We start from the raw sequence: 19926 nt of genomic DNA on the forward strand, positions 1-19926 counted from the left end.
GAAACCGGCGTTAGATTGATCCGTCTATCCACAAAAACCGGATTTTGGTCTGTAGGATTCGGGGAAAACCCAGCATTGTCATTTCAGTCATTTTTCTCAAAGATCGGTTTCATCTGGTGTATACAGCGCAATCATCTGCGCTGAACGGTGTGTACGCAAAAACGATGTTTTTAAAATGAAGAGCTTATCAATTTTTTCTAAAAAGAGGATGATTCAGTGTGCCTATACTGATATACATCTCAACAGAAAAATTCATAATTATAAGATATAGAATGAATACATCTTATAAGCTGCTTCATTTTATAATGGCGGCCGTCGCCAAAATCACAAAGGATTCCCGTGTTTCATCCGCAATCTGAATGGTTAGAAATCTTAAAACCCAATTTCAAATTACTGCCGCTGAAAGAACGTCTGTTGTGCGGATTGGGTGCTTTGCTGGGCTTAAGTTTATCTTCACTGATCAGCTTATGGATTCTGGGCGATATTAATGCCTGGTATATCGCGCCGATGGGTGCGTCGTCAGTATTGCTGTTTGCGGTGCCGGCCAGTCCGCTGGCACAGCCGTGGAATATGGTGATTGGCAATACTATTGCCGGCATTATTGGTGTGACTTGTGCGCTGTATATTCCGAATCTGACCGAAGCCTTTAGTGTGGCGGTGGCCTTATCTATTATTTTAATGATGTCGACTGATTCGCTGCATCCACCGAGTGGTGCAGTGGCAATTACTGCGGTATTGGGCGGTGAGGCGGTCAGTGAACTGGGCTATTTATTTATCTTTTATCCGGTGCTGTTAAATTCGCTGTTATTGCTGCTGGTGGCGATGATGTTTAACCGACTGACCGGCAAGCAATATCCGCACAAGGCCCAGCTGAATCTGCGTTCGCAAGACCCGACCCCGACCCAGAAAGTCACCATTCAGCCGCAAGATATTCATCATGTACTGGAGCATCAGACCGAGCTGCTGGACATTAGTGAATACGATTTGCAGAAAATTATTCTGGAAGCGCAATATCAGGCCAATGCGCGTATGCAGGATGAAAACGTGCAGGAATGGCGCTGTGAAGATATCATGACCCATGATGTGATTACCTTGCAGCAGGATGATGATATCCAGCTCGCGCTGGACAAGTTCAAGCAGGTCAATTTAATGAGCTTGCCGGTGGTAAATGCCGAGCAGCAACTGGTCGGCACATTGGCACTGTATGAAGTGGTGGAATGGTTTAAACATGCTACCGATGTGCGGATGTCATGGCAGCATCAGGTCAAACACATTATGAACCGCAAGGTGGTGACGGTAAAACCACATCAGAGTATTGCCGATCTGGTCCCGTATTTTGTGGAACGTTCGTTTAACTATATTCCAGTGGTGGAACAGCAGCAGCTGGTCGGGATTATTAGCCGCGCCGATATGATTGCCGCCATGAACCAGCGTCTGATCTGGCTACGCAGCAAAACTACGGAAAGTTAAAGCCAGAAAAAAGAAGCTACGGTAATAGGGGTCCACCGTAGCTTTAAACTGTGCAAGAAAAATGAAGATTAACGGTAACTGTTCTGATCTTCATGAATGGTACGTACCGGATTGCGATAGCCATTCACGTGTTCAATTTCAGCTTTCTTTTTCGGCATCACCAGCCACAGTACCAAGTACACCAGAATACCCGGGAAGGCGGCACTCATAATGGATACCAACACAAAAATAATGCGGAGTAAATTTGCATTCCAACCAAAACGTTCAGCAATACCACCCATTACACCTGCAATCATGTTTGAGCGGTTAGAGCGGTATAAACCAACATTGGCCATTGAGGTCTCCTTAAAAAATAAAATGGTGAGTCAATCAACAACTCATAAAATAAAATTGGCGACCTATTTCCGTTTTTAAAGGGTCAATGCGCTATAAATCGTTAATTTATGTAAATAAAATGACACGGTATAAATATTGCGCTTTAAAATCTTGAAACAGGTCTACAAAAACTGTAGATTTGGGTGAAAATTCATATAATTTCAATAGCTTCGCTGTGAGCCCATCAACCTGATGCAAAGGCATACGGTGGCTATTTTTATTGATACCCGGGAGACACCATATTGGCTGTGCATTGTTCGAAATGGTTATGGGGAATCTGTTGCCTGTCTTTGGCCGCTTGTGACCCGACGTTTAACAGTCAAGAAGGAGAGGAGGCACAGCCGTTTACACCCGTGGCAGACCTGCAGGTGACGGAAGATGTGCCAAGTAAACGCCTGAGTGAAGTGGCTGGCCAACCGGTATTTCCATCTGCAAAAGATGCCGATAAAGCCGTGGTGCCGGAAGCGGCCTTGGCCTATGTCGGCCGGTATCAGGTAAAAATTAGCTGTGAAGATGCCTATGTCAAATGTGAGACCGGTACAGTCGATTTTATTCTGACTTTATTGCCCGATGGCACCGCACATCGTTCCATCGTCTATCTGGGCCGGGTCATGGCCGGTGCACAAATGAATTATCATCTGGATTACTGGATGTATGATGAAACCACGCACCAGATTATTGTGCATCGCAGTAATGGGGTGGAAATTTTTTATGATATTGATGACACGCAGAATCTACGCATGGATTTAGAAAAAATTGCCACAGTATCGACGGTAAATCAGCAGTATTTTTCCCGTAATCCTTTACCGGCACATGCTTATTATCTGGAAAAGTCGGCCGATTAAAAAAGCAGATTGAGCGTTCTTTCATCCACATTAATATTGAGGTTGTAGCGCAGATACGATGCAGCCCAGCATATAAATGTGCAATGCAGAGTAGGGAAGCGAAGATATTTATTCTGGAAGATAAATGGTGGGTCGTCCGCGACTCGAACGCGGGACCAACGGATTAAAAGTCCGCTGCTCTACCAACTGAGCTAACGACCCTGAGGAATAAAAAATAAGCTGCTTATTTTTTAAGATGCAAGAACTGGAGTTTTTGCAGAGTTCCTAAGGAAAGATGGTGGGTCGTCCGCGACTCGAACGCGGGACCAACGGATTAAAAGTCCGCTGCTCTACCAACTGAGCTAACGACCCATCTTAGGCTTTCAAATGAGTGGTGGGTCGTCCGCGACTCGAACGCGGGACCAACGGATTAAAAGTCCGCTGCTCTACCAACTGAGCTAACGACCCATATCATTTGATGGAGCGTATTGTAGCAAGATCTCGTTTGAGCGCAAGTAAAAAATAAAAAAGTTGTCTATGTTTGATTATAAATGAAACAAATTCATGCTAGGGAATCAAAAAATAGACAACTTTGGGCTTAGAAGCGGTATTGATAGGTTTGAATCTGCTCGAAAATTTCCGGGGTTAGATCAGTATAAGCCGCTGCACCGGGCAGCAACACCAGCAAACGATCCGTGGTAGCTGCCGGATTAAATGCCTGTTCTTTGAGCTTGTTTTTCTGATATTTAAAAGTGCCGGTGGTTTCAACCTGGGCCTGAATCCGTAAAAATACGGGAACCGCATAGCCGGGCAGGGCCTGTTTAAACTGGCTCACCATCTGCTGCAGGTCATGTTCATCCAGTGTTGCATCGGCATTTAAGGTAATGGCCGCCATTCCGGCCCGACCATTGGTTTCTGGAATTTCTACGCCGTAGACCACCGCTTCGGCAATTTTGTCATAATCACAGAGTATATTTTCCACTTCGGTGGTGGAGACATTCTCGCCTTTCCAGCGGAAGGTATCCCCGAGGCGGTCAACAAACTGGGCATGACGGAAGCCGATATTTCGTACCAGATCACCGGTATTAAAGTATTGATCGCCACGCTGGAAAACGCCTTTTAAAATCACCGCCTTGTTTTTTTCCGGATCAGTATAGCCATCAAACGGCGAACGGCGGGTAATTTTGCCAATCAATAAACCAACTTCACCTTTTTTGACTTTCTGGCACCAGCCGCGCGCATCCCGGACCGGTTCATTTTTTTCTTTATCGAAAGCCACAATCGCATAGGGGGTTGGAGAAAAGCCAACGGTATTGTCAAAGTTAAAGATGTTGCTAAAGCCAACATTGCCTTCACTGGAGGCATACAGCTCCAGAATTTCTTCAATCCCAAAGCGCTGTTTAAACTTGTTCCAAATGTTCGGGCGCATACCGTTCCCAATCATTTTGGTAACACGATGGTCCTGATCCAGCGCAGATGGCGGTGCATCCATCAGGTAGCGGCACAGCTCGCCGACATAACCAATGGCGGAGGCATTAAATTTCTGTACATCTTTCCAGAAGCTGGAGGTGGAATATTTACGTCGAATTGCCAGGGTTGCACTACCGGCAATTACCCCACACCAGCACACCACAATACCGGTGGCGTGATACAGCGGCAGGGTCACATACATGACATCTTTTGGATTCAGATTTAGCACATGGCCATAGGTGCCGTAAGCCAGGGTCCAGCGGCTATGGGTGAACACCACGGCTTTCGGCAGGCCGGTGGTTCCCGAGGTATAGATATAAAACAGGCCGTCTTTGCCCTGGACCGAATGTGTGGTCGGCGGATTGAATTTCGGGAAATGGTCGATCTTTTCGGCCAGATTATTAAAGCCGTTCGGAGCTTTGCCGGCATCGCGCTGGGTTTCCTGATCGGCAAACCAGTCCAGACGATCTGCCGGTAAATCCAGCGCCTGACGAATCTCCTCTACCGCAGCACGGCATTCTTCGCCAACAATTAGCGCGACCGGTTTGACCAGATTGATGCTATGGGTCAGCACCTTGCCGACCTGTGAGGTGTTTACCAGTGCAATGGTGACGCCAATTTTGGCCAGACCGATGACAGTCGCGATCAGTTCCGGGCGGTTTTCCAGCATTACCGCAATCACATCGCCTTTGCGTGCGCCTTGTGACAGATAATAGTGGGCAATCTGGTTGGCCCATTCATTCAGGGCTTTGTAGCTAAAGCGCTGCTCTTCAAACATTAAAGCCAGACCATGCGGATTACGTTTGACCGCTTTTTCAAAGGCAATGCCCAGACCGGCAGGGGTGGATGGCGTTCGTAAATAGGCTTGACTCAGACCCTGAATAAGATTCGGGACTTTGCCGATAAACTTTGGAATTTTGGCGGCGACATCGGCCAGACCAATAAGATCATGTTGTGTTGTATGGCTCATATGAATCCTATTTATTCTCGACATCCAATCTGTAGTTCTAGCGCATGAATATTGCACTTTAAGGTTTTAATCGTTTCGTTGTAGTGTAATCAACCTAATCTGACAAATTAACAAAAAAAATCCAGCCACCGAAATGACTGGATTTTTTTATTCACCTGCAAAAAAGCAAATTATGACTCAGTTGAGGTGTTGGCTTTCTTTGGTGGACGGCCACGTGGACGACGCGGACGTGCCGGTTTTTCTTTCTCGGCCTTGTCTGCTGCGGCTTCTGGAGCTTCAGCTTCTGCATTTGCCGGTGCTTCGCTGGCATCTGCTGCATCAACTGGCAGTTCAGCCTGTACTGGTTGCGCTGCTTCAGCTTTCGCTGTTTCTTTAGCCGGTGCTTCGGCTGCAGCGCTTTCTTCAGTCGCCACTTCAGTTTCAGTCGCAGTGGTTTCAGCCGCTGGTGCTGCTTCAGTTGCTGCTGGCTCGGCAGTCGCTTCTACAGGTGCTGCTGTGCTGCTTGCAGCAGTGGCTTCTGTTGCTTCAGCTGCTTGAGCGTCCGCCGCAGTTTCTGCTGGTGCATCGTTAGCGGGTGCTTTTTCTGCTTCGTCGGCATGGGCCTGTTTGGCCTGTTCCAGCGCCTGTTCGGCAGCAAGTTTGGCTAAACGACGACGCTCACGCGGATCATTGGCCACACGTTTGACTGGCGCTGGTGGAGTCAGGTCCAGCACAGGAGCAGGTTCTGCTTCTGGCTCAGCTTTGCTGACTTCAACATCACGGGTCACAGGCTGCTTTTGGCTTTCTGCCGCAGGTGCTTGAGCGACCAGGCTGGCTGCATATTGTTCAGTGAACTTTTGCAGGGCGCGGTTAAAGGTTGGGATTAAACCAAACTGCTCAATCAGTACCGAGCAATCTTCACCATACACATGACGGATCAGGCTGCCTACCGTGTACTGCTGCAAGGCTGGAACCTGAGATGGTGACAGCTTTGGCGGCTGGTTTTGTTGCGCACGACCTTCACGTTGCTGGCGACGACGCTGACGCGGATCGTTGCTGGCGCGTTTCACCGGTTGCGATTTGTGCTCTTCAGCCACAATTGCCGCAGGTGCCACTTCTTCTTTTGGTACTGGTGCTTCTTCTACTGCTTCAGTGCTGGTCGCAACCGGAAGTTCAGCAGTTGCTGCAGGTGCAGCGGCTGCGTTCTGGTTTAGCGCGACAATTTCACTTTGTGCAGCATCAACATTCACCACCAGAGCAGTTGGCATCACGTCCTGACGTGGTGCATCCACCAGGTCCACTTTCAGGCCTTGTGCTTCAGCGGCTGGTGCTGCTGTAGCTGCTGCCGGTGCAGCCGTGTCATTCAGCACGCTGGCATCGCGGTGGCGATTTGGACGCTCTGGACGTTGCTGGTTACGACGGTCACGACGTGGCACAGCATCTTGCTGTTGCGCTTCGTTTTGCGTCTGTTCATTGTTGTTGTGCTGACGGCGGGAGTTGCGTTTGTTTTCACGCGCTTCCTGACGTTGCTCCTGACGTGACAGCTGCACCACTTCTTCGTGTACCTGATGCTGTGCTGGGCTGTTGTCATTCTGGCTGTTTTGCTCGCGCGGCTCTTTGTGCTTGCTGCGCTTTTTGTTGTTGTGACGTGATGACTTTTCTTCACGTTCAGCCGGTTTTTCAGCGTGATCACGCTCATGCTTGGCCACAGTTGATGGGGCAAGATAAGCATTGCTGGTTGCTGCTGCTGGTGCAGCCACAGGCGCCGCAGCTGCAATCTGACCGAACTGGCCACGGCTAACTGCGCCATTATTGACCATTTGCTCAATCGCTGCAGCCGCATTGTTGGCGCTACGTGACTGATCAACCGTGTTGGCCTGTTTTTGCACAAACAGGTTTTCTAACCATGCACATGGGCTAGCACTTGGTGCAGCGGCAGCAGGGGCCACTTGTGCAGGCGCAGCGGCTTGAGCTTTGGCTGGACGCTTCTGTTCCTTTTGCGGTGCTGCAGGCGCAGCTGCATGCTGAGCGTGCTGTTCTTCTTCTAAATGCCATTCAGAGGCTTCATAACCTAGTTCCTGTTCGCTTAAGCGGGTGGCTGCTGTGCGTTCATAGCTGGTTGGGGCAAAGCCTTCCGGATTGTAAGAGATTTCGTAATGTGGGGTTTCTAAATGCGGGTGCGGCAATACCGTTACACGTACATTTGAGGTTTGTTCAAGGTAAACCAGGCTGTGACGCTTTTCATTCAATAAGAATGCTGCAATTTCAACCGGTACTTCAACCTGAACTTCACCATGACGCTCACGTAGCGCAATCTCTTCCACTTTACGCATAATCGACAGTGAGAGAGAACGTAAGTCACGTACCATGCCGGTACCATGACAACGTGGGCAAACATAACCGGTCGCTTCTTCTAAAGATGGACGTAAGCGCTGACGGCTCATCTCCATTAAACCAAAGCGTGACAATTGACCAAACTGGATACGCGCGCGGTCGCTTTGCGTTGCTTCACGCAGCTTGGCTTCCACCATACGCTGGTTACGGTCTTTGGTCATGTCGATAAAGTCGATTACTACCAGACCACCGATGTCACGTAAACGTAACTGGCGTGCAATTTCTTCAGCAGCTTCCAGGTTGGTGTTTAGTGCGGTATCTTCAACGTCCTGACCACGAGTTGATTTTGCCGAGTTAATGTCGATTGACACCAATGCTTCGGTTTGGTCAATCACGATTGAACCACCTGAAGGCAGTTTGACTTCGCGTTCATAGGCGGTTTGAATCTGGCTTTCGATACCGAAATGCGCGAACAGTGGTTCATTTAGGGTATAGGTTTTTAACTTGTCGAGCTGACGTGGCATCACCGCTTTTACGAAGTTATAAGCTTCGTTATAGGCCTGTTCTGAGTCAATCAGGATTTCAGCCACATCATCACGCAGGTAGTCACGAATGGCACGCGTGACGACACCGGCTTCCTGATGCACCAGCATTGGCGATGGACCAGAACTTGAGGTGCTTTGAATTTGCGCCCACAGATCTAGCAGATGCTGTAAATCAAGTTGTAATTCTTCTTGAGAACGACCAATACCGGCAGTACGTACAATCACGCTCATACCGCGTGGCACGTTTAAAGAGGCCAGCATTTCTTTCAGTTCTTCACGCACTGAACCGGAAATCTGACGGCTGATACCACCCCCTTTCGGGTTGTTTGGCATCAGGACCAGGTAACGGCCCGCCAGTGAAATAAAGGTCGACAGGGCAGCACCTTTGTTGCCGCGCTCTTCTTTTTCTACCTGAACCAGCAGTTCGGTGCCTTCAGTAATCAGTTCGCGAATATTTGAAGTTTGACGAGGATCGGCCTTGTAGTAAGAGTTGGCAATTTCGCGCATCGACAGGAAACCTTGACGACCGGCACCATACTCAACAAATACAGCTTCTAAAGATGGCTCTACGCGAGTCACATGACCTTTATAGATATTTGATTTTTTTTGTTCACGGGTACGATTTTCTAAATCAAAATCGTAAAGACGCTGACCAGTGACAAGTGCAACGCGAATTTCTTCAGCATGTGTTGCATTAATCAACATACGTTTCATGGGTGTAACACCTTATAGTGATACACAGCAAAACATCGCTCTATACGTAGCGAGCATCAAACATCACGGATCATGGTTCAGATCTCAAATACAGCGGTCTGAACGTTTCTCTACCGGCCTGATAATCGGGTTTCGGTGGATGATTCACGTATTGATGATGTCAATACGGCTTCAATCTTTAAACGATTAAAGTCACCTGGTCGTTTCACTGGCGGACGAGCGGTACATTGGATGTGAGTAACTTTCACTGTCACATTGCTCAAAGATCATCCCTTCTTTTAGTCGAGTGTCTTGATACGGAATTATCGTCGTATCTTTACAATTTGTGCAGATCCAATGTATCAACGCTGTAGCCTGAATGCGACATCAGGGAACGACTAGTCTGATGTGTATCAGTTTACGTTTAAAAACCAACTTGAGGTTGGCGACATATTTTTTCAGGCAAACTGATTTATGTACCTTAAGTACAATTAAACGCAACAGTTTGCAGTTTTGCCGATATAATAAGCCTTCGGCGTCGGCATAATTCTTTTGGGACCTTTACGTGTTTAGTGGAGTGTTTGATTGAATAATCAACTTCAGTAAAAACCGAAATGACCCAACTTTTACCCACTTACGATGGTTTCCGTGCGCTGACTATATCAAACCTTGCATCATCTGCCTATGGGCTAAGCTTATGTTTCTTGTGTAAAGCATAGCCCAAGTGATCAGTTTTTAATCAATTTTAGTATTTTTTTAGGTCGTCGTAACTGTATGAATTCTACCCAACAATGGCAAAGTGTCACTTGGTTTGAAGTCGATGAGCATCAAGCGGGGCAACGGATTGACAACTTTTTGTTTAGCCGTTTAAAAGGCGTGCCCAAAAGCCGGATTTACCGTCTGATTCGTGAAGGTCAGGTGCGGGTCAATAAAAAACGGGTCAAAGCCGAAACCAAGCTGAATATTGGCGATCAGATCCGGGTTGCTCCAATCCGTTTTGAACAGAAAGATGATACCCCGGCGCCGGTGTCAGATAAAGTTGCTCAAGGCTTGCTGAACCGGGTCATCTATGAAGATGAAGGGCTGATGGTGGTGAACAAGCCATCGGGCATTGCCGTGCATGGGGGCAGTGGTGTGGCCTATGGCTTGATTGAGGGCTTGCGCGCGGCCACCGGGAAAAAATATCTGGAGCTGATTCACCGCATTGACCGCGATACTTCGGGTCTGGTGATGATTTCGAAAAAACGCAGCGTATTAAAAACCTTGCAGGACATGCTGCGTGAGCACAAAATCCGTAAAACCTATGCTGCGGTGGTGAAAGGACAGGTGACGCTGGACAAACAGCTGATTGATGCACCTCTACATCGTTATGAGCTGGCCAATGGCGAACGTCGCGTGCGTGTGTCTAAAGAAGGTAAAGAATCGAAAACCCAGTGGAATGTGCAAGAGCGCTTTATGCATGCCACACTGGTCTATGCATCGCCGCTGTCTGGACGTACCCATCAGATTCGTGTGCATGGTCTGAGTATTGGCCATCCGCTGGTGGGTGATGAAAAATACGGTCATGAAACCGAATATCGCGGGCCTAAACCACGCCGTTTATGCTTGCACGCCATGCGTCTGGAGATTCCGGGTTATCCAACCATTGAAGCACCATTGCCTGAAGATATGCAGAGTCTGGTGGCGCAGTTAAGAGCGCAGAAGGCGGATAAGGTGGTAACGCTTGCAGAAGATGATGAGTAATCTTTGGCTTTTTAATTCTCGTTCGTCTTGCTTTATTTAAGTGGGAAATTTCCCTCTTTATTAAAATTAAAGATGAGGAACATTGTTCCGAAAGGGGGAGATTAAATTTCGGAAAAATCCTCTCCCTGAGCAGCACTGCTGCGCAAGTCTCCTTCTTGCACGTCGTTTAAAGCAGTGCTTTAAACTCGTTCAGGAGAGGGAGCGTTGCGATAGTAAATGATATCTGCATCCGAAATGTGCGAAAGGCGACATGGATGTCGCCGTTGGGTAATTAATATCTGTTGTGATCTTGCAATAAAAGTTATTTTCTAATGAAGCTCTCCCTCTTTTTTAAAGGAGGGTCGGGGTGGATTTAAACCGAATCAAATCGAGGAAACCATATATGAATACAGCTGTAGAACTCATCATTTTCGACTGGGATGGCACCTTGTTTGATTCAGTCGGTCAAATTGTGGCGAGTTTACAGTTCGCTGCACAGCAGTTTCAGCAACCCTTAACCGATGAAGCAGCCAAAAGCATTATCGGTTTGGGCCTGCCTGAAGTGGCGCAGCGTTTGTTCCCGATGGTGCCGGAATTGCATGGCGAGATTTTACAGTGCTATTCCGAGCACTATGTAGCCAACTCCAAAACCGATGTCTGGTTTGATGGTGTGGCGGCGATGCTGGATGATTTACAGAATGCCGGGGTAAAACTCGCGGTGGCTACCGGTAAAAGTCGTAAAGGCCTAGATCGTGTATTGCAGCAGACTCAAAGTATGAATCTGTTTGCTGCGACCCGTGCCGCCAGTGAAACCCGCTCTAAACCGCATCCCTTAATGTTAGAAGAAATTCTGGCAGAAACCGGGGTGCGCCCTGAGCAGGCAATTATGGTCGGCGATACCTCTTATGATCTGGAAATGGCGCAGGCTATTGCCATGCCGCGTGTGGGTGTCAGCTATGGGGTACATACGGTCGAAGTGTTACAGCTGTTTCAACCGCTAAAAATTGCCGGGGATGTCAGCAGCCTGCATCAGTTCCTGTTACAGCAGGTACAAATGAAACAGGCCATCTAGGTGGGAGAGCATCTTTTCAGAAGAAGTGAACCTCTTGCCGCTTCTTCTTTTATTCAAGAGCTTATTTTCTTCCTTCTTATATTGATCTCTGCCTGGGCATGTTGCGTGATTGCAAAGTTTCGTCTTTCTTTTTCTGTTCTAGAGGCTGTATAAACACTGTGCAGCCTTATTGCCTCTAAAAGCTGCTGATAAAATCGTCTAATACCGAAGCCTTAAGCGCTGAAACTTCTCATCCAGATTTTCTTAAAAAGTGGATAGAAATACTCGGAAATCTATAGCTATCAGGGGCTTCGTGTCGGTTGAGTTGTGGCTGTGTTATAGGTTCTAGCTATTGTAAAAAATAAAATAAGTATTGGCATAAAAAGTCCATTTTTCCGATTCTAAATCAGTTTATATCTATGCGCGTTTGCTAGAGATCGGCAGCAACAGCCTGTTGCCGCTCTGATCAGTCCCCCCTATATCGGCCGATGTTCAGCTGCATGCCGGAAAATCTAGTCAACAGCATAAGCCCAATTTTTGCAGTTTAAGGAAACATTGATGTCGAATTCTGCTGTTGTTGCATCAGTTGCTCAAGCGTTAAGAGATGCTGAATTATCACAAACTGCGATTGCACCGATTCGCCCACAATTAGGCGGTGAATCTGCTGATGTAGATATCGCGTACGCAGTTCAAGAAGTAAATACCGAACGCGCGTTGAAAGAAGGCCGCCGTTTAGTAGGTCGCAAAATTGGTTTGACCTCGAAGGTAGTTCAGGCACAACTGGGTGTTGATCAGCCAGATTTCGGTATGTTGTTTGCAGATATGGCCTATGGTGATGGTGAAGCCATTCCTGCAGGTTTGCTGATTCAACCGAAAGTTGAAGCAGAAATTGCACTGGTCATTAAAGAAGATTTGACCAAAGAAAAACACACCTATGCTGACATTATCAGTGCAACTGACTACGCACTGCCAGCAGTAGAAGTGGTGGATAGCCGTATTGAAAACTGGAAAATCAGCCTGATTGACACCGTGGCAGACAACGCATCTTCAGCGGCGTTTGTACTGGGTTCTCAACCGGTAAAACTGGAAAACCTGGATCTTGTGAACTGTAAGATGGTCATGACCCGCGGTGAAGAAGTGGTTTCTCAAGGTGTGGGTAAAGCCTGTTTAGCCAACCCATTGAATGCTGCAGTCTGGCTGGCAGATGAAATGGTACGCCGTGGTCGTCCATTGTTAAAAGGCGACATCATCTTAACAGGTGCATTAGGGCCAATGGTTGTGGCGCAACCAGGCGATGAATTCAAAGTTGAAATTGAAGGCTTTGGTTCAGTTACAGCGGCATTCGCTGCTGAATAAGCCCCAACCTGATCAGAATTTTAAGAGAGTACATTCATGAAAAAGATTAAATGTGCAATGATCGGTCCAGGTAACATCGGTACTGATTTGCTTTACAAATTACAACGTAGCGAATGGTTAGAGCCAGTATGGATGGTGGGTATTGATCCTACATCTGAAGGTCTGGCGCGTGCGGCGAAAATGGGTTTAAAAACCACGGCTGAAGGTGTAGATGGTCTTCTTCCTCACGTAATCGAAGATGACATCAAAATTGCATTCGATGCAACGTCTGCATACGTACACGCAGAAAACAGCCGCAAGCTCAATGAACTTGGCGTGTTAATGATTGACTTAACACCGGCTGCAATTGGTCCATTCTGCGTACCACCTGTCAACCTGGAAGCATTGCTTGCGGCTGGTGAAGTGCCAAACGTCAACATGGTAACGTGTGGCGGTCAGGCAACCATTCCAATGGTTGCTGCGGTTTCTCGCGTTCAACCGGTTGAATATGGCGAAATCATTGCAACGGTATCGACGAAATCAGTTGGTCCAGGTACGCGTAAAAACATTGATGAATTTACCCGTACTACTGCAGGTGCAATTGAGAAAGTTGGTGGTGCGAAACAAGGTAAAGCGATCATCATCATTAACCCAGCTGAGCCACCACTGATGATGCGTGACACAGTACATTGTTTAGTTGAAGGTGAGCCAGATCAAGCTGCGATCACTGAATCTGTACATGCGATGATTAAAGAAGTGCAAAAATATGTACCAGGTTACAAACTGGTAAACGGTCCTATTTTTGACGGTAACCGTGTTTCGATCTTCTTAGAAGTCGAAGGTTTAGGTGACTTCTTGCCGAAATATGCAGGTAACCTCGACATCATGACAGCAGCAGCTGCACGTACTGCAGAAATGTTTGCTGAACACGTTTTCAACACTGCTGAAGCTTAAGGAGCAACCTCATGTCTAAGATTATTGTTCATGATATGACTTTACGTGATGGTATGCACCCGCAGCGCCATCAAACCACTGTTGAGCAAATGATTGCCATTTCAACAGCATTAGATGATGCAGGCGTACCTTTAATTGAAGTGACCCACGGTGACGGTCTTGGTGGTTCATCAGTGAACTACGGTTTTGCTGCTGCTACTGACGAAGAATACCTGTCTGCTGTTGTGCCACGTATGAAGAATGCGAAAGTGTCTGCACTGCTTCTTCCTGGTATCGGTACAGTTGATCATTTGAAAATGGCGCATGAAATTGGTGTATCAACGATTCGTGTTGCAACACACTGTACAGAAGCGGACTGTTCTGAACAGCACATCACTGCTGCTCGTAAACTCGACATGGACACCGTGGGCTTCTTAATGCTGGCTCACATGGCTTCTCCTGAGCGTCTTTTAGAAGAAGCACAGAAGATGGTGTCTTACGGTGCGAACTGTATTTATGTCACAGACTCAGCAGGTTACATGCTTCCTCAAGACGTGAAAGACCGCGTGGGTCACTTACGTCAACACCTTGACCCAAGCATCGAACTCGGTTTCCACGGTCACCACAACTTAGGTATGGGTGTATCAAATACGGTTGCTGCGGTTGAAGCAGGTGCAGTACGTGTGGACTTGGCCTCTGCAGGTCTTGGTGCGGGTGCGGGTAACACACCACTTGAATTGTTCATTGCTGTAGCGAACCGTATGGGTATGGATACAGGCGTTGACCTGTTCAAAGTACAAGACGTTGCTGAAGACCTTGTGATTCCAATGATGCACAACCCAATTCGTGCAGACCGTGATGCGGCAACTTTAGGTTATGCGGGTGTTTACTCTTCATTCCTGTTGTTTGCAAAACGCGCTGAAGCGAAATATGGCGTGTCTGCGCGTGAAATCCTGATGGAACTTGGTCGCCGTGGTACAGTGGGCGGTCAGGAAGACATGATTGAAGACCTGGCGCTTACTATGTCTAAAGCACGTGAAATGCAAGCTTAAGTTTTAATTTTAAAACTGGCTTAAGCAAAGCACTCCAATATATTTGGGGTGCTTTTTTTATTGGTGTGATTGAGTTGCTTAATATCACACTTTAAAAATAAATCCGGATTTAAAATCACACAGATCAATGTATTTAAAACGCATCTTATTTTTATATAAAAAGTCTTTTAAATGATCAGCCGAGATTTATTTTAAAAGGATGGAGAAGGGGGAATGGAAAGCTAAGGGGTTTAAATTCGGGGAAAAGCTGAATTGTTTTAAATATTAAATTTTTTATAAATAATACTGATAGTTAAAAGCTATTAGTTAAAGTGTTAATGTTAAAACCAATAAATAAAGCCTAAAAACTCAAAATAAATAAAAAATACAGTGAAAAATAATATGAATAACAGGGGTTTATATTTGCAGGGTGGAGAGTATTTAGCAGGGAAATGATTGGTGAAATATCTTAAAAAAATAAAAAAAGCGCTGTGAAATCAAAAAAATGCCCAAAACGATAAATGTTTAATACTGTGGTCGGATTTTCTATTTGATTATGCTTACGCATGATGACGGCATTGTTTTTATCTGCTGAATGGGAAAATTTACCATGCGTCGTCAAAAATTATGGATAGCAATGCTTGCTGCGACAGCAACTTTAGGAACTTCTGCTATATATGCAGATTTTATTGATGACAGCAATGTTCAACTTAAATTTAAAAATTTCTATTTAGATCGTCAGTATCAAGATAAACCAGAATTGAACTTTGGTTCATGGTCACAGGCGGTAACTTTGGATGCCAAGTCTGGTTATCATGATATTGGTGGTGGCGTGCAAATTGGAGCAGATGTACTGGTTCAACATGCAGTTAAACTCAACGGCCGTGATCAAAATCCGGATTGGGTGTTACCTCACGATGGCAAAGAATCTAAAGATCATTTTGGTAAAGTTGGTGCAACCTTAAAAGTTAAGGTATCTGAAACTGAGTTGAAGGTTGGTGATCTATTACCAATGTCACCAGTGGTATTCTTTGATCCATCTCGCCAATTACTGACTACTTATAGTGGTGCCTGGTTAGAGTCTAAGGACATTAAAGATACTAAACTGACCTTGGCATATTTAGATGGCATTAATGCACGTTATGAAAATCAATATCATGACCTGAGCTTATTTCCGCAAAACAACTTTGCGACAGCAGTCAGTACAGATGACGGTATGTATATTGCCGGGATTGATCATCAATTCACCCCAAAAGTGGGTGGTAGTTACTGGTATGCCGATGTCACCAACATCTACCAACAACACTATGCCGCTGTAAACTATAAAACGACCTTGGCTGAAAACACCAAGTTAGACACCCATGTACGTTATTTTGACAACAGCGAATCGGGTGACCAGCTGTATGGCAAGATTGACAGCCAGGCCGTGTCTGCAGGTGCAAAAATCAACCATGGTATGCACACAGTACAATTAGGCTACCAGCAAATGTTTGGAGAGCATGGTAACAAAGCGCCAATGTTCCCGACATTGGGTGGTTGGGTACCACAGCCTTATCTAGACAACTGGTCGGTGGCAAGCTTTATCCGTAAAGATGAAAAATCATGGAGCTTGGGTTATACCTATAACTTTGCTGATGTGGGTGTACCAGGTTTAACCGCAACTGCACGTCATTTCCGTGGTTGGGATGTCGATAATGGTGCAGGCGAACCGCGTGGCAAAGAAAATGAAAACAACCTGATTGTGAACTATGTGGTACCAGAAGGTAAGCTAAAAGGTTTAGGTTTCAACTACATGTTTATTGATACCAACTATGACAATATCTCAGGTGGTAACGATCTAGAAGAACACCGTATCGCGACGACCTATACCTATACATTCTAATTGGTCAAGCTCAAAGAGCAGCTGCACCTCCAGCTGCTCTTTTTTATGTAAAAACAGATGAAAGTCCTAATAAAAATAAGGATTTAAAATTAACTAAAATGTTTAAAAACAATGGCTTAAATAATCGTTTTTTTGTAGCTTAAAATCGTAATTTTGTATCAGTTGAAAGCGCAGGAGCGGTTAATATAAGCCTATAGAAAACGCATGTTCAACGAGTCACTTGACGTCCAGACCTTCCAAGATTGAGGGAAACGCAAGCTAAAGACTGTATGAGGAGTAAGTATGAGCACTGTCCAAATCCCTGACTATACAACAGATTCATTCTTTGGCTTAGAAGATAAATGGATTGAAACCGCAGAAGGTGAACTCACCCATTACCATGAAATTGGTGAAGGTACGCCAATTCTGTTCTTGCACGGTTCAGGTACGGGTGTATCTGCAGCGGCCAACTGGTGGTTAAACCTGCCACAAATTGGTGAACAGGCACGTTGTATCGCGATTGATACCATTGGTTATGGTCAAACCGTTGTTGCACCGGGTACCCAATACGGGATCCGTGCCTGGGTTGATCACGCAATCCGTACCTTAGATGCTTTAGGTATCGAGAAAACCTGGTTGGTGGGTAACTCTTTAGGTGGCTGGTTGGCATTTCAATTGGCACTGGATTATCCAGAGCGCGTTCTGGGTATCGTGTCTATGGGTACCGGTGGTGCCAAGCAAACTGCGGCACTGAAAGCGCACGCGAACCCAGTACTGACTGAAGAAGGGATCCGTAAGACACTGTCTATGTTCGTGGTGAACAAAGACCTGATTACAGACGAACTGGTGAAAGTCCGTTTTGACTCGGCTGCAAATGACTATGCATCTGACCGTTTAATGGACGTGGTGGGTGCGCGTGACCGTGACCGTTTCGAATTCCCGTTAGACTTCGAAAAAATGAAAGACATCACCGTACCTGTACTTCTGATTCATGGTACTCAAGACGTGGTGATTCCAGTATCCCGTACCTGGGACATCCTGAATGTGGTGCCAAATGCAGATGCACACATCTTCAGCCAATGTGGTCACTGGTCACAAGTTGAAAAAGCCGATGAGTTCAACACAGTTATTAAAAACTACCTGGCGGCGCACGGCGTAAAATAAGCCGGTGATAAAAGCGAAAAAAGGATGGTGACAGGCCATCCTTTTTTTATGGGCGGAATTTCTGGCTCAACCGGTTTAGTGCTGAATAAAGCTGGCCACCAGATTAATACAAATCGCCAGAATAGTGGTGTTAAACATATAGGCCAGCACAATATGCAGCGTGTTCAGGATACGCATCGCGCGTGAGCTGATGCTGACATCGGCGGTTTGTGCCGACGTGCCAATCACATAACTAAAATAGAGAAAATCCGGATAGGTCGGGTAAGGGGTTTTCGGAAACTCCAGCCCACCTGCCTGATGCTGTTGCAGCGCCAGATAATAGTCATGCGCATAGTGAATCGCAAAAATGGTATGCATAAACAGCCAGGCACATAAAATAGTGGTAATCGCCAGCAGAAAATGCCCCATGCGTGCAAAGTCGGTTTGGGCAAATAAGTTGATCTCGACAATAATCGCAATAAAACACATCACCAGGGTGAGAAACAGCAGTAACAGAATCAGCCATTTACTGGCATCCTGCTGCTGGGCGCGTTGCAGAATATGCTGATGATCACTGTGCCAGAAATTCAGCAGGGTAAAGAGCAGATAGCCGGACACGGCAATATTCCAGCTGATGAGCAGGCAGGTCGACCAGGTCCACGGGCTCAAGCACTGAAAAATACCGTACAGCACCGTGGTGATCAGAAAACTGATAAAAAAATAAGGATGAGACTGCATCCCGGTTTTAATATGGCTAAACGGTGTTTTTATCATTCTTATTCCTTTGATCTGGCCCATGACAGATAAAAGCATGCCTAGCATCCTGCTTCAGGGGCAGAACATAGCGGCACTTCACTGTAGTCTAGCTTATTAGACTTAAGTTGTAGTTTGCGGCTGAAAATAAATCTGTGCGGCTAGCAGAGAAAAAGTCGTAAAAGTGCAAAAATGATAAAAAATGGTGCAAAAAAGCCTGCGACTTAAGTCTAATCTGATTAAAAAGTCGGCAAATTGGCCATAAAAAAAGCACCATTATTTAGTCTCGAAATAATGATGCTGGCAGGCAGTCAGCCAAAGCGCGGCTTAATCGCGGTTAATATCCAGATAAAACACCCGGGTCAACAGTTCCATAAACTTGTCGACCGATGGCGAGTTGCTGTTTTTACGGTAACTGACATACAGGTCCAGATAAGGCAGTTCGATATCCAGCGGACGGATGATGGTGTTGTTCATGGTCAGCGGGGCAATGTAGCCCGGCAAAATGGTACAACCCAGTCCCATACCAATCGAGTTGATATTGAACAGGATGTTGTCGGCTTTTTGCACAATATTAAATTCAATACCATTGGTCTTGGCAAAGTTTAGAATCATGTCGTGCAGATTCTGCGACTGCTCTGCGGCCGGAATAATAAAATCAATGCCATTAAGAGCTTTGACCGGAATACGTTCGTATTTGGCCAGCGGATGGTCTTTTGGCAAAATGAAAATCAGCGGTTCGCGCAGCACGAACTGGCTTTCAATTTCATCACTGTTAAAGTTGTGACGGGTAAAGGTGATGTCCAGTTCACCTTTTTTAATGGCTTTCATCTGATCATTGTTGTTCATACTGAGCAATTCAATTTTCAGATCGGGGTTCTGTACGCGCAGATTCGGCAACACATACGGGAAAATCTTCATTTCCGCGACCGGTACAAAGCCAATGCGTAGCATCTGCTGTTTGGCCTGGGACACCTGACGCGCCATAGCCACGGCTTTGTCGGCCTGCGCCAGGGTCAAGCGCGCCTGTTCCAGAAACACTGCGCCTTCTTCTGTCAGTTCGACCTTACGTTTGGTCCGGTGTAACAGTTTTACGCCAACGTCTTCTTCGAGGTCTTTAATCTGTTGACTTAAAGAAGGCTGGGCTGTGTAGAGCTTCAAGGCAGCCTTACTGAAGTTCAGTTCTTCAGCCACGGTAATGAAATAGCGAAGGTGACGTAATTCCATAAACCCATTCCAAAAGATTAATTCAAAAAATGTCTAACTATCATGTCTTAAGAGTATAGTCTATAATCAACTATTAGGTGAAGATTATTCTGCCATTTAGGAAATAAATAGGCTTTCAAATTTTATTAATGCTTTAATAAAGAGAAATAAGCGATAAGTAATTGATAAAATATCTTAATTAAAACAAAAAAAATATTTCACTAAACCCCG

At 46.1% G+C, this 19926-nt stretch carries 14 protein-coding genes and 3 tRNA genes; 9 read left to right on the plus strand and 8 right to left on the minus strand.

The window, feature by feature from the left end:
* Window positions 1-339: 339 nt before the first annotated feature.
* Entirely contained in the window at window positions 340-1470 is a 1131-nt protein-coding gene (locus GA693_RS14270; protein ID WP_005181952.1) for an HPP family protein, read from the plus strand.
* Between the two features lie 68 nt (window positions 1471-1538).
* Here the strand turns inward: GA693_RS14270 and GA693_RS14275 are convergent, their stop codons facing one another.
* Window positions 1539-1805 (minus strand): PspC domain-containing protein, encoded by a 267-nt coding sequence (locus GA693_RS14275; RefSeq protein ID WP_005181954.1) that lies wholly within the window; start codon window positions 1803-1805, stop codon window positions 1539-1541.
* Window positions 1806-2093: 288 nt separating this feature from the next.
* Between GA693_RS14275 and GA693_RS14280 the strand changes: the two genes are divergently transcribed.
* The gene (locus GA693_RS14280) at window positions 2094-2690 is read left to right on the plus strand and encodes a hypothetical protein (protein ID WP_228718931.1); all 597 of its coding nucleotides are present in this window, start codon (window positions 2094-2096) and stop codon (window positions 2688-2690) included.
* Window positions 2691-2815: 125 nt separating this feature from the next.
* On the opposite strand, the gene GA693_RS14285 is transcribed toward GA693_RS14280, so the two are convergent.
* The 5 genes from GA693_RS14285 to GA693_RS14305 form a co-directional block, all read right to left on the minus strand.
* Window positions 2816-2891, minus strand: a tRNA-Lys gene (locus tag GA693_RS14285).
* Between the two features lie 74 nt (window positions 2892-2965).
* A tRNA-Lys gene (locus tag GA693_RS14290) sits at window positions 2966-3041 on the minus strand.
* Between the two features lie 20 nt (window positions 3042-3061).
* A tRNA-Lys gene (locus tag GA693_RS14295) sits at window positions 3062-3137 on the minus strand.
* A gap of 130 nt (window positions 3138-3267) precedes the next feature.
* Window positions 3268-5109 (minus strand): long-chain-acyl-CoA synthetase, encoded by a 1842-nt coding sequence (locus GA693_RS14300; RefSeq protein ID WP_016659608.1) that lies wholly within the window; start codon window positions 5107-5109, stop codon window positions 3268-3270.
* 170 nt (window positions 5110-5279) lie between these two features.
* Window positions 5280-8681 (minus strand): Rne/Rng family ribonuclease, encoded by a 3402-nt coding sequence (locus tag GA693_RS14305; protein WP_160241649.1) that lies wholly within the window; start codon window positions 8679-8681, stop codon window positions 5280-5282.
* A gap of 753 nt (window positions 8682-9434) precedes the next feature.
* Here GA693_RS14305 and GA693_RS14310 point away from each other — a divergent pair.
* From GA693_RS14310 to GA693_RS14340, 7 genes are all read left to right on the plus strand, one after another.
* Window positions 9435-10403 (plus strand): RluA family pseudouridine synthase, encoded by a 969-nt coding sequence (locus GA693_RS14310; protein ID WP_016659606.1) that lies wholly within the window; start codon window positions 9435-9437, stop codon window positions 10401-10403.
* A gap of 382 nt (window positions 10404-10785) precedes the next feature.
* On the plus strand, window positions 10786-11454 hold the full coding sequence (locus tag GA693_RS14315; protein ID WP_016659605.1) for an HAD-IA family hydrolase: 669 nt from the start codon (window positions 10786-10788) through the stop codon (window positions 11452-11454).
* Between the two features lie 537 nt (window positions 11455-11991).
* Window positions 11992-12789 (plus strand): 2-keto-4-pentenoate hydratase, encoded by a 798-nt coding sequence (locus GA693_RS14320; RefSeq protein WP_005181967.1) that lies wholly within the window; start codon window positions 11992-11994, stop codon window positions 12787-12789.
* 36 nt (window positions 12790-12825) lie between these two features.
* Window positions 12826-13722 carry an acetaldehyde dehydrogenase (acetylating) gene (locus GA693_RS14325; RefSeq protein ID WP_005181969.1) on the plus strand — a complete coding sequence of 299 codons (897 nt, stop codon included), beginning with the start codon at window positions 12826-12828 and terminating at the stop codon, window positions 13720-13722.
* 11 nt (window positions 13723-13733) lie between these two features.
* Entirely contained in the window at window positions 13734-14753 is a 1020-nt protein-coding gene (gene dmpG / locus GA693_RS14330; RefSeq protein ID WP_005181971.1) for a 4-hydroxy-2-oxovalerate aldolase, read from the plus strand.
* 589 nt (window positions 14754-15342) lie between these two features.
* Window positions 15343-16614, plus strand: a complete 1272-nt coding sequence (locus GA693_RS14335) for an OprD family outer membrane porin (RefSeq protein WP_160241648.1) — start codon at window positions 15343-15345, stop codon at window positions 16612-16614.
* Between the two features lie 282 nt (window positions 16615-16896).
* Window positions 16897-17757: an alpha/beta fold hydrolase gene (locus GA693_RS14340; protein ID WP_005181976.1), complete on the plus strand. Its 861-nt coding sequence runs from the start codon at window positions 16897-16899 to the stop codon at window positions 17755-17757.
* A gap of 75 nt (window positions 17758-17832) precedes the next feature.
* Here GA693_RS14340 and GA693_RS14345 read toward each other — a convergent pair whose 3' ends face one another.
* Both GA693_RS14345 and hcaR read right to left on the minus strand, forming a co-directional pair.
* Window positions 17833-18510, minus strand: coding sequence for a DUF1345 domain-containing protein (locus GA693_RS14345; protein ID WP_160241647.1), 678 nt, complete (start codon window positions 18508-18510; stop codon window positions 17833-17835).
* 306 nt (window positions 18511-18816) lie between these two features.
* A complete protein-coding gene (gene hcaR, locus GA693_RS14350; RefSeq protein WP_005181980.1) occupies window positions 18817-19716 on the minus strand; it encodes a DNA-binding transcriptional regulator HcaR in 900 nt (299 codons plus the stop codon).
* Window positions 19717-19926: the final 210 nt, after the last annotated feature.

Source organism: Acinetobacter indicus (genome assembly GCF_009914475.1).
GTDB classification, from domain to species: domain Bacteria; phylum Pseudomonadota; class Gammaproteobacteria; order Pseudomonadales; family Moraxellaceae; genus Acinetobacter; species Acinetobacter indicus.

Bases quoted from the DNA above. Each gene is read 5' to 3' on its own strand.
- GA693_RS14275 (WP_005181954.1), bottom strand. From the start codon at position 1,805: ATGGCCAATGTTGGTTTATACCGCTCTAACCGCTCAAACATGATTGCA.
- GA693_RS14315 (WP_016659605.1), top strand. From the start codon at position 10,786: ATGAATACAGCTGTAGAACTCATCATTTTCGACTGGGATGGCACCTTG.
- GA693_RS14345 (WP_160241647.1), bottom strand. From the start codon at position 18,510: ATGATAAAAACACCGTTTAGCCATATTAAAACCGGGATGCAGTCTCAT.
- GA693_RS14335 (WP_160241648.1), top strand. From the start codon at position 15,343: ATGCGTCGTCAAAAATTATGGATAGCAATGCTTGCTGCGACAGCAACT.
- dmpG (WP_005181971.1), top strand. From the start codon at position 13,734: ATGTCTAAGATTATTGTTCATGATATGACTTTACGTGATGGTATGCAC.
- GA693_RS14300 (WP_016659608.1), bottom strand. From the start codon at position 5,109: ATGAGCCATACAACACAACATGATCTTATTGGTCTGGCCGATGTCGCC.
- GA693_RS14340 (WP_005181976.1), top strand. From the start codon at position 16,897: ATGAGCACTGTCCAAATCCCTGACTATACAACAGATTCATTCTTTGGC.
- GA693_RS14320 (WP_005181967.1), top strand. From the start codon at position 11,992: ATGTCGAATTCTGCTGTTGTTGCATCAGTTGCTCAAGCGTTAAGAGAT.
- GA693_RS14305 (WP_160241649.1), bottom strand. From the start codon at position 8,681: ATGAAACGTATGTTGATTAATGCAACACATGCTGAAGAAATTCGCGTT.
- GA693_RS14310 (WP_016659606.1), top strand. From the start codon at position 9,435: ATGAATTCTACCCAACAATGGCAAAGTGTCACTTGGTTTGAAGTCGAT.
- hcaR (WP_005181980.1), bottom strand. From the start codon at position 19,716: ATGGAATTACGTCACCTTCGCTATTTCATTACCGTGGCTGAAGAACTG.
- GA693_RS14325 (WP_005181969.1), top strand. From the start codon at position 12,826: ATGAAAAAGATTAAATGTGCAATGATCGGTCCAGGTAACATCGGTACT.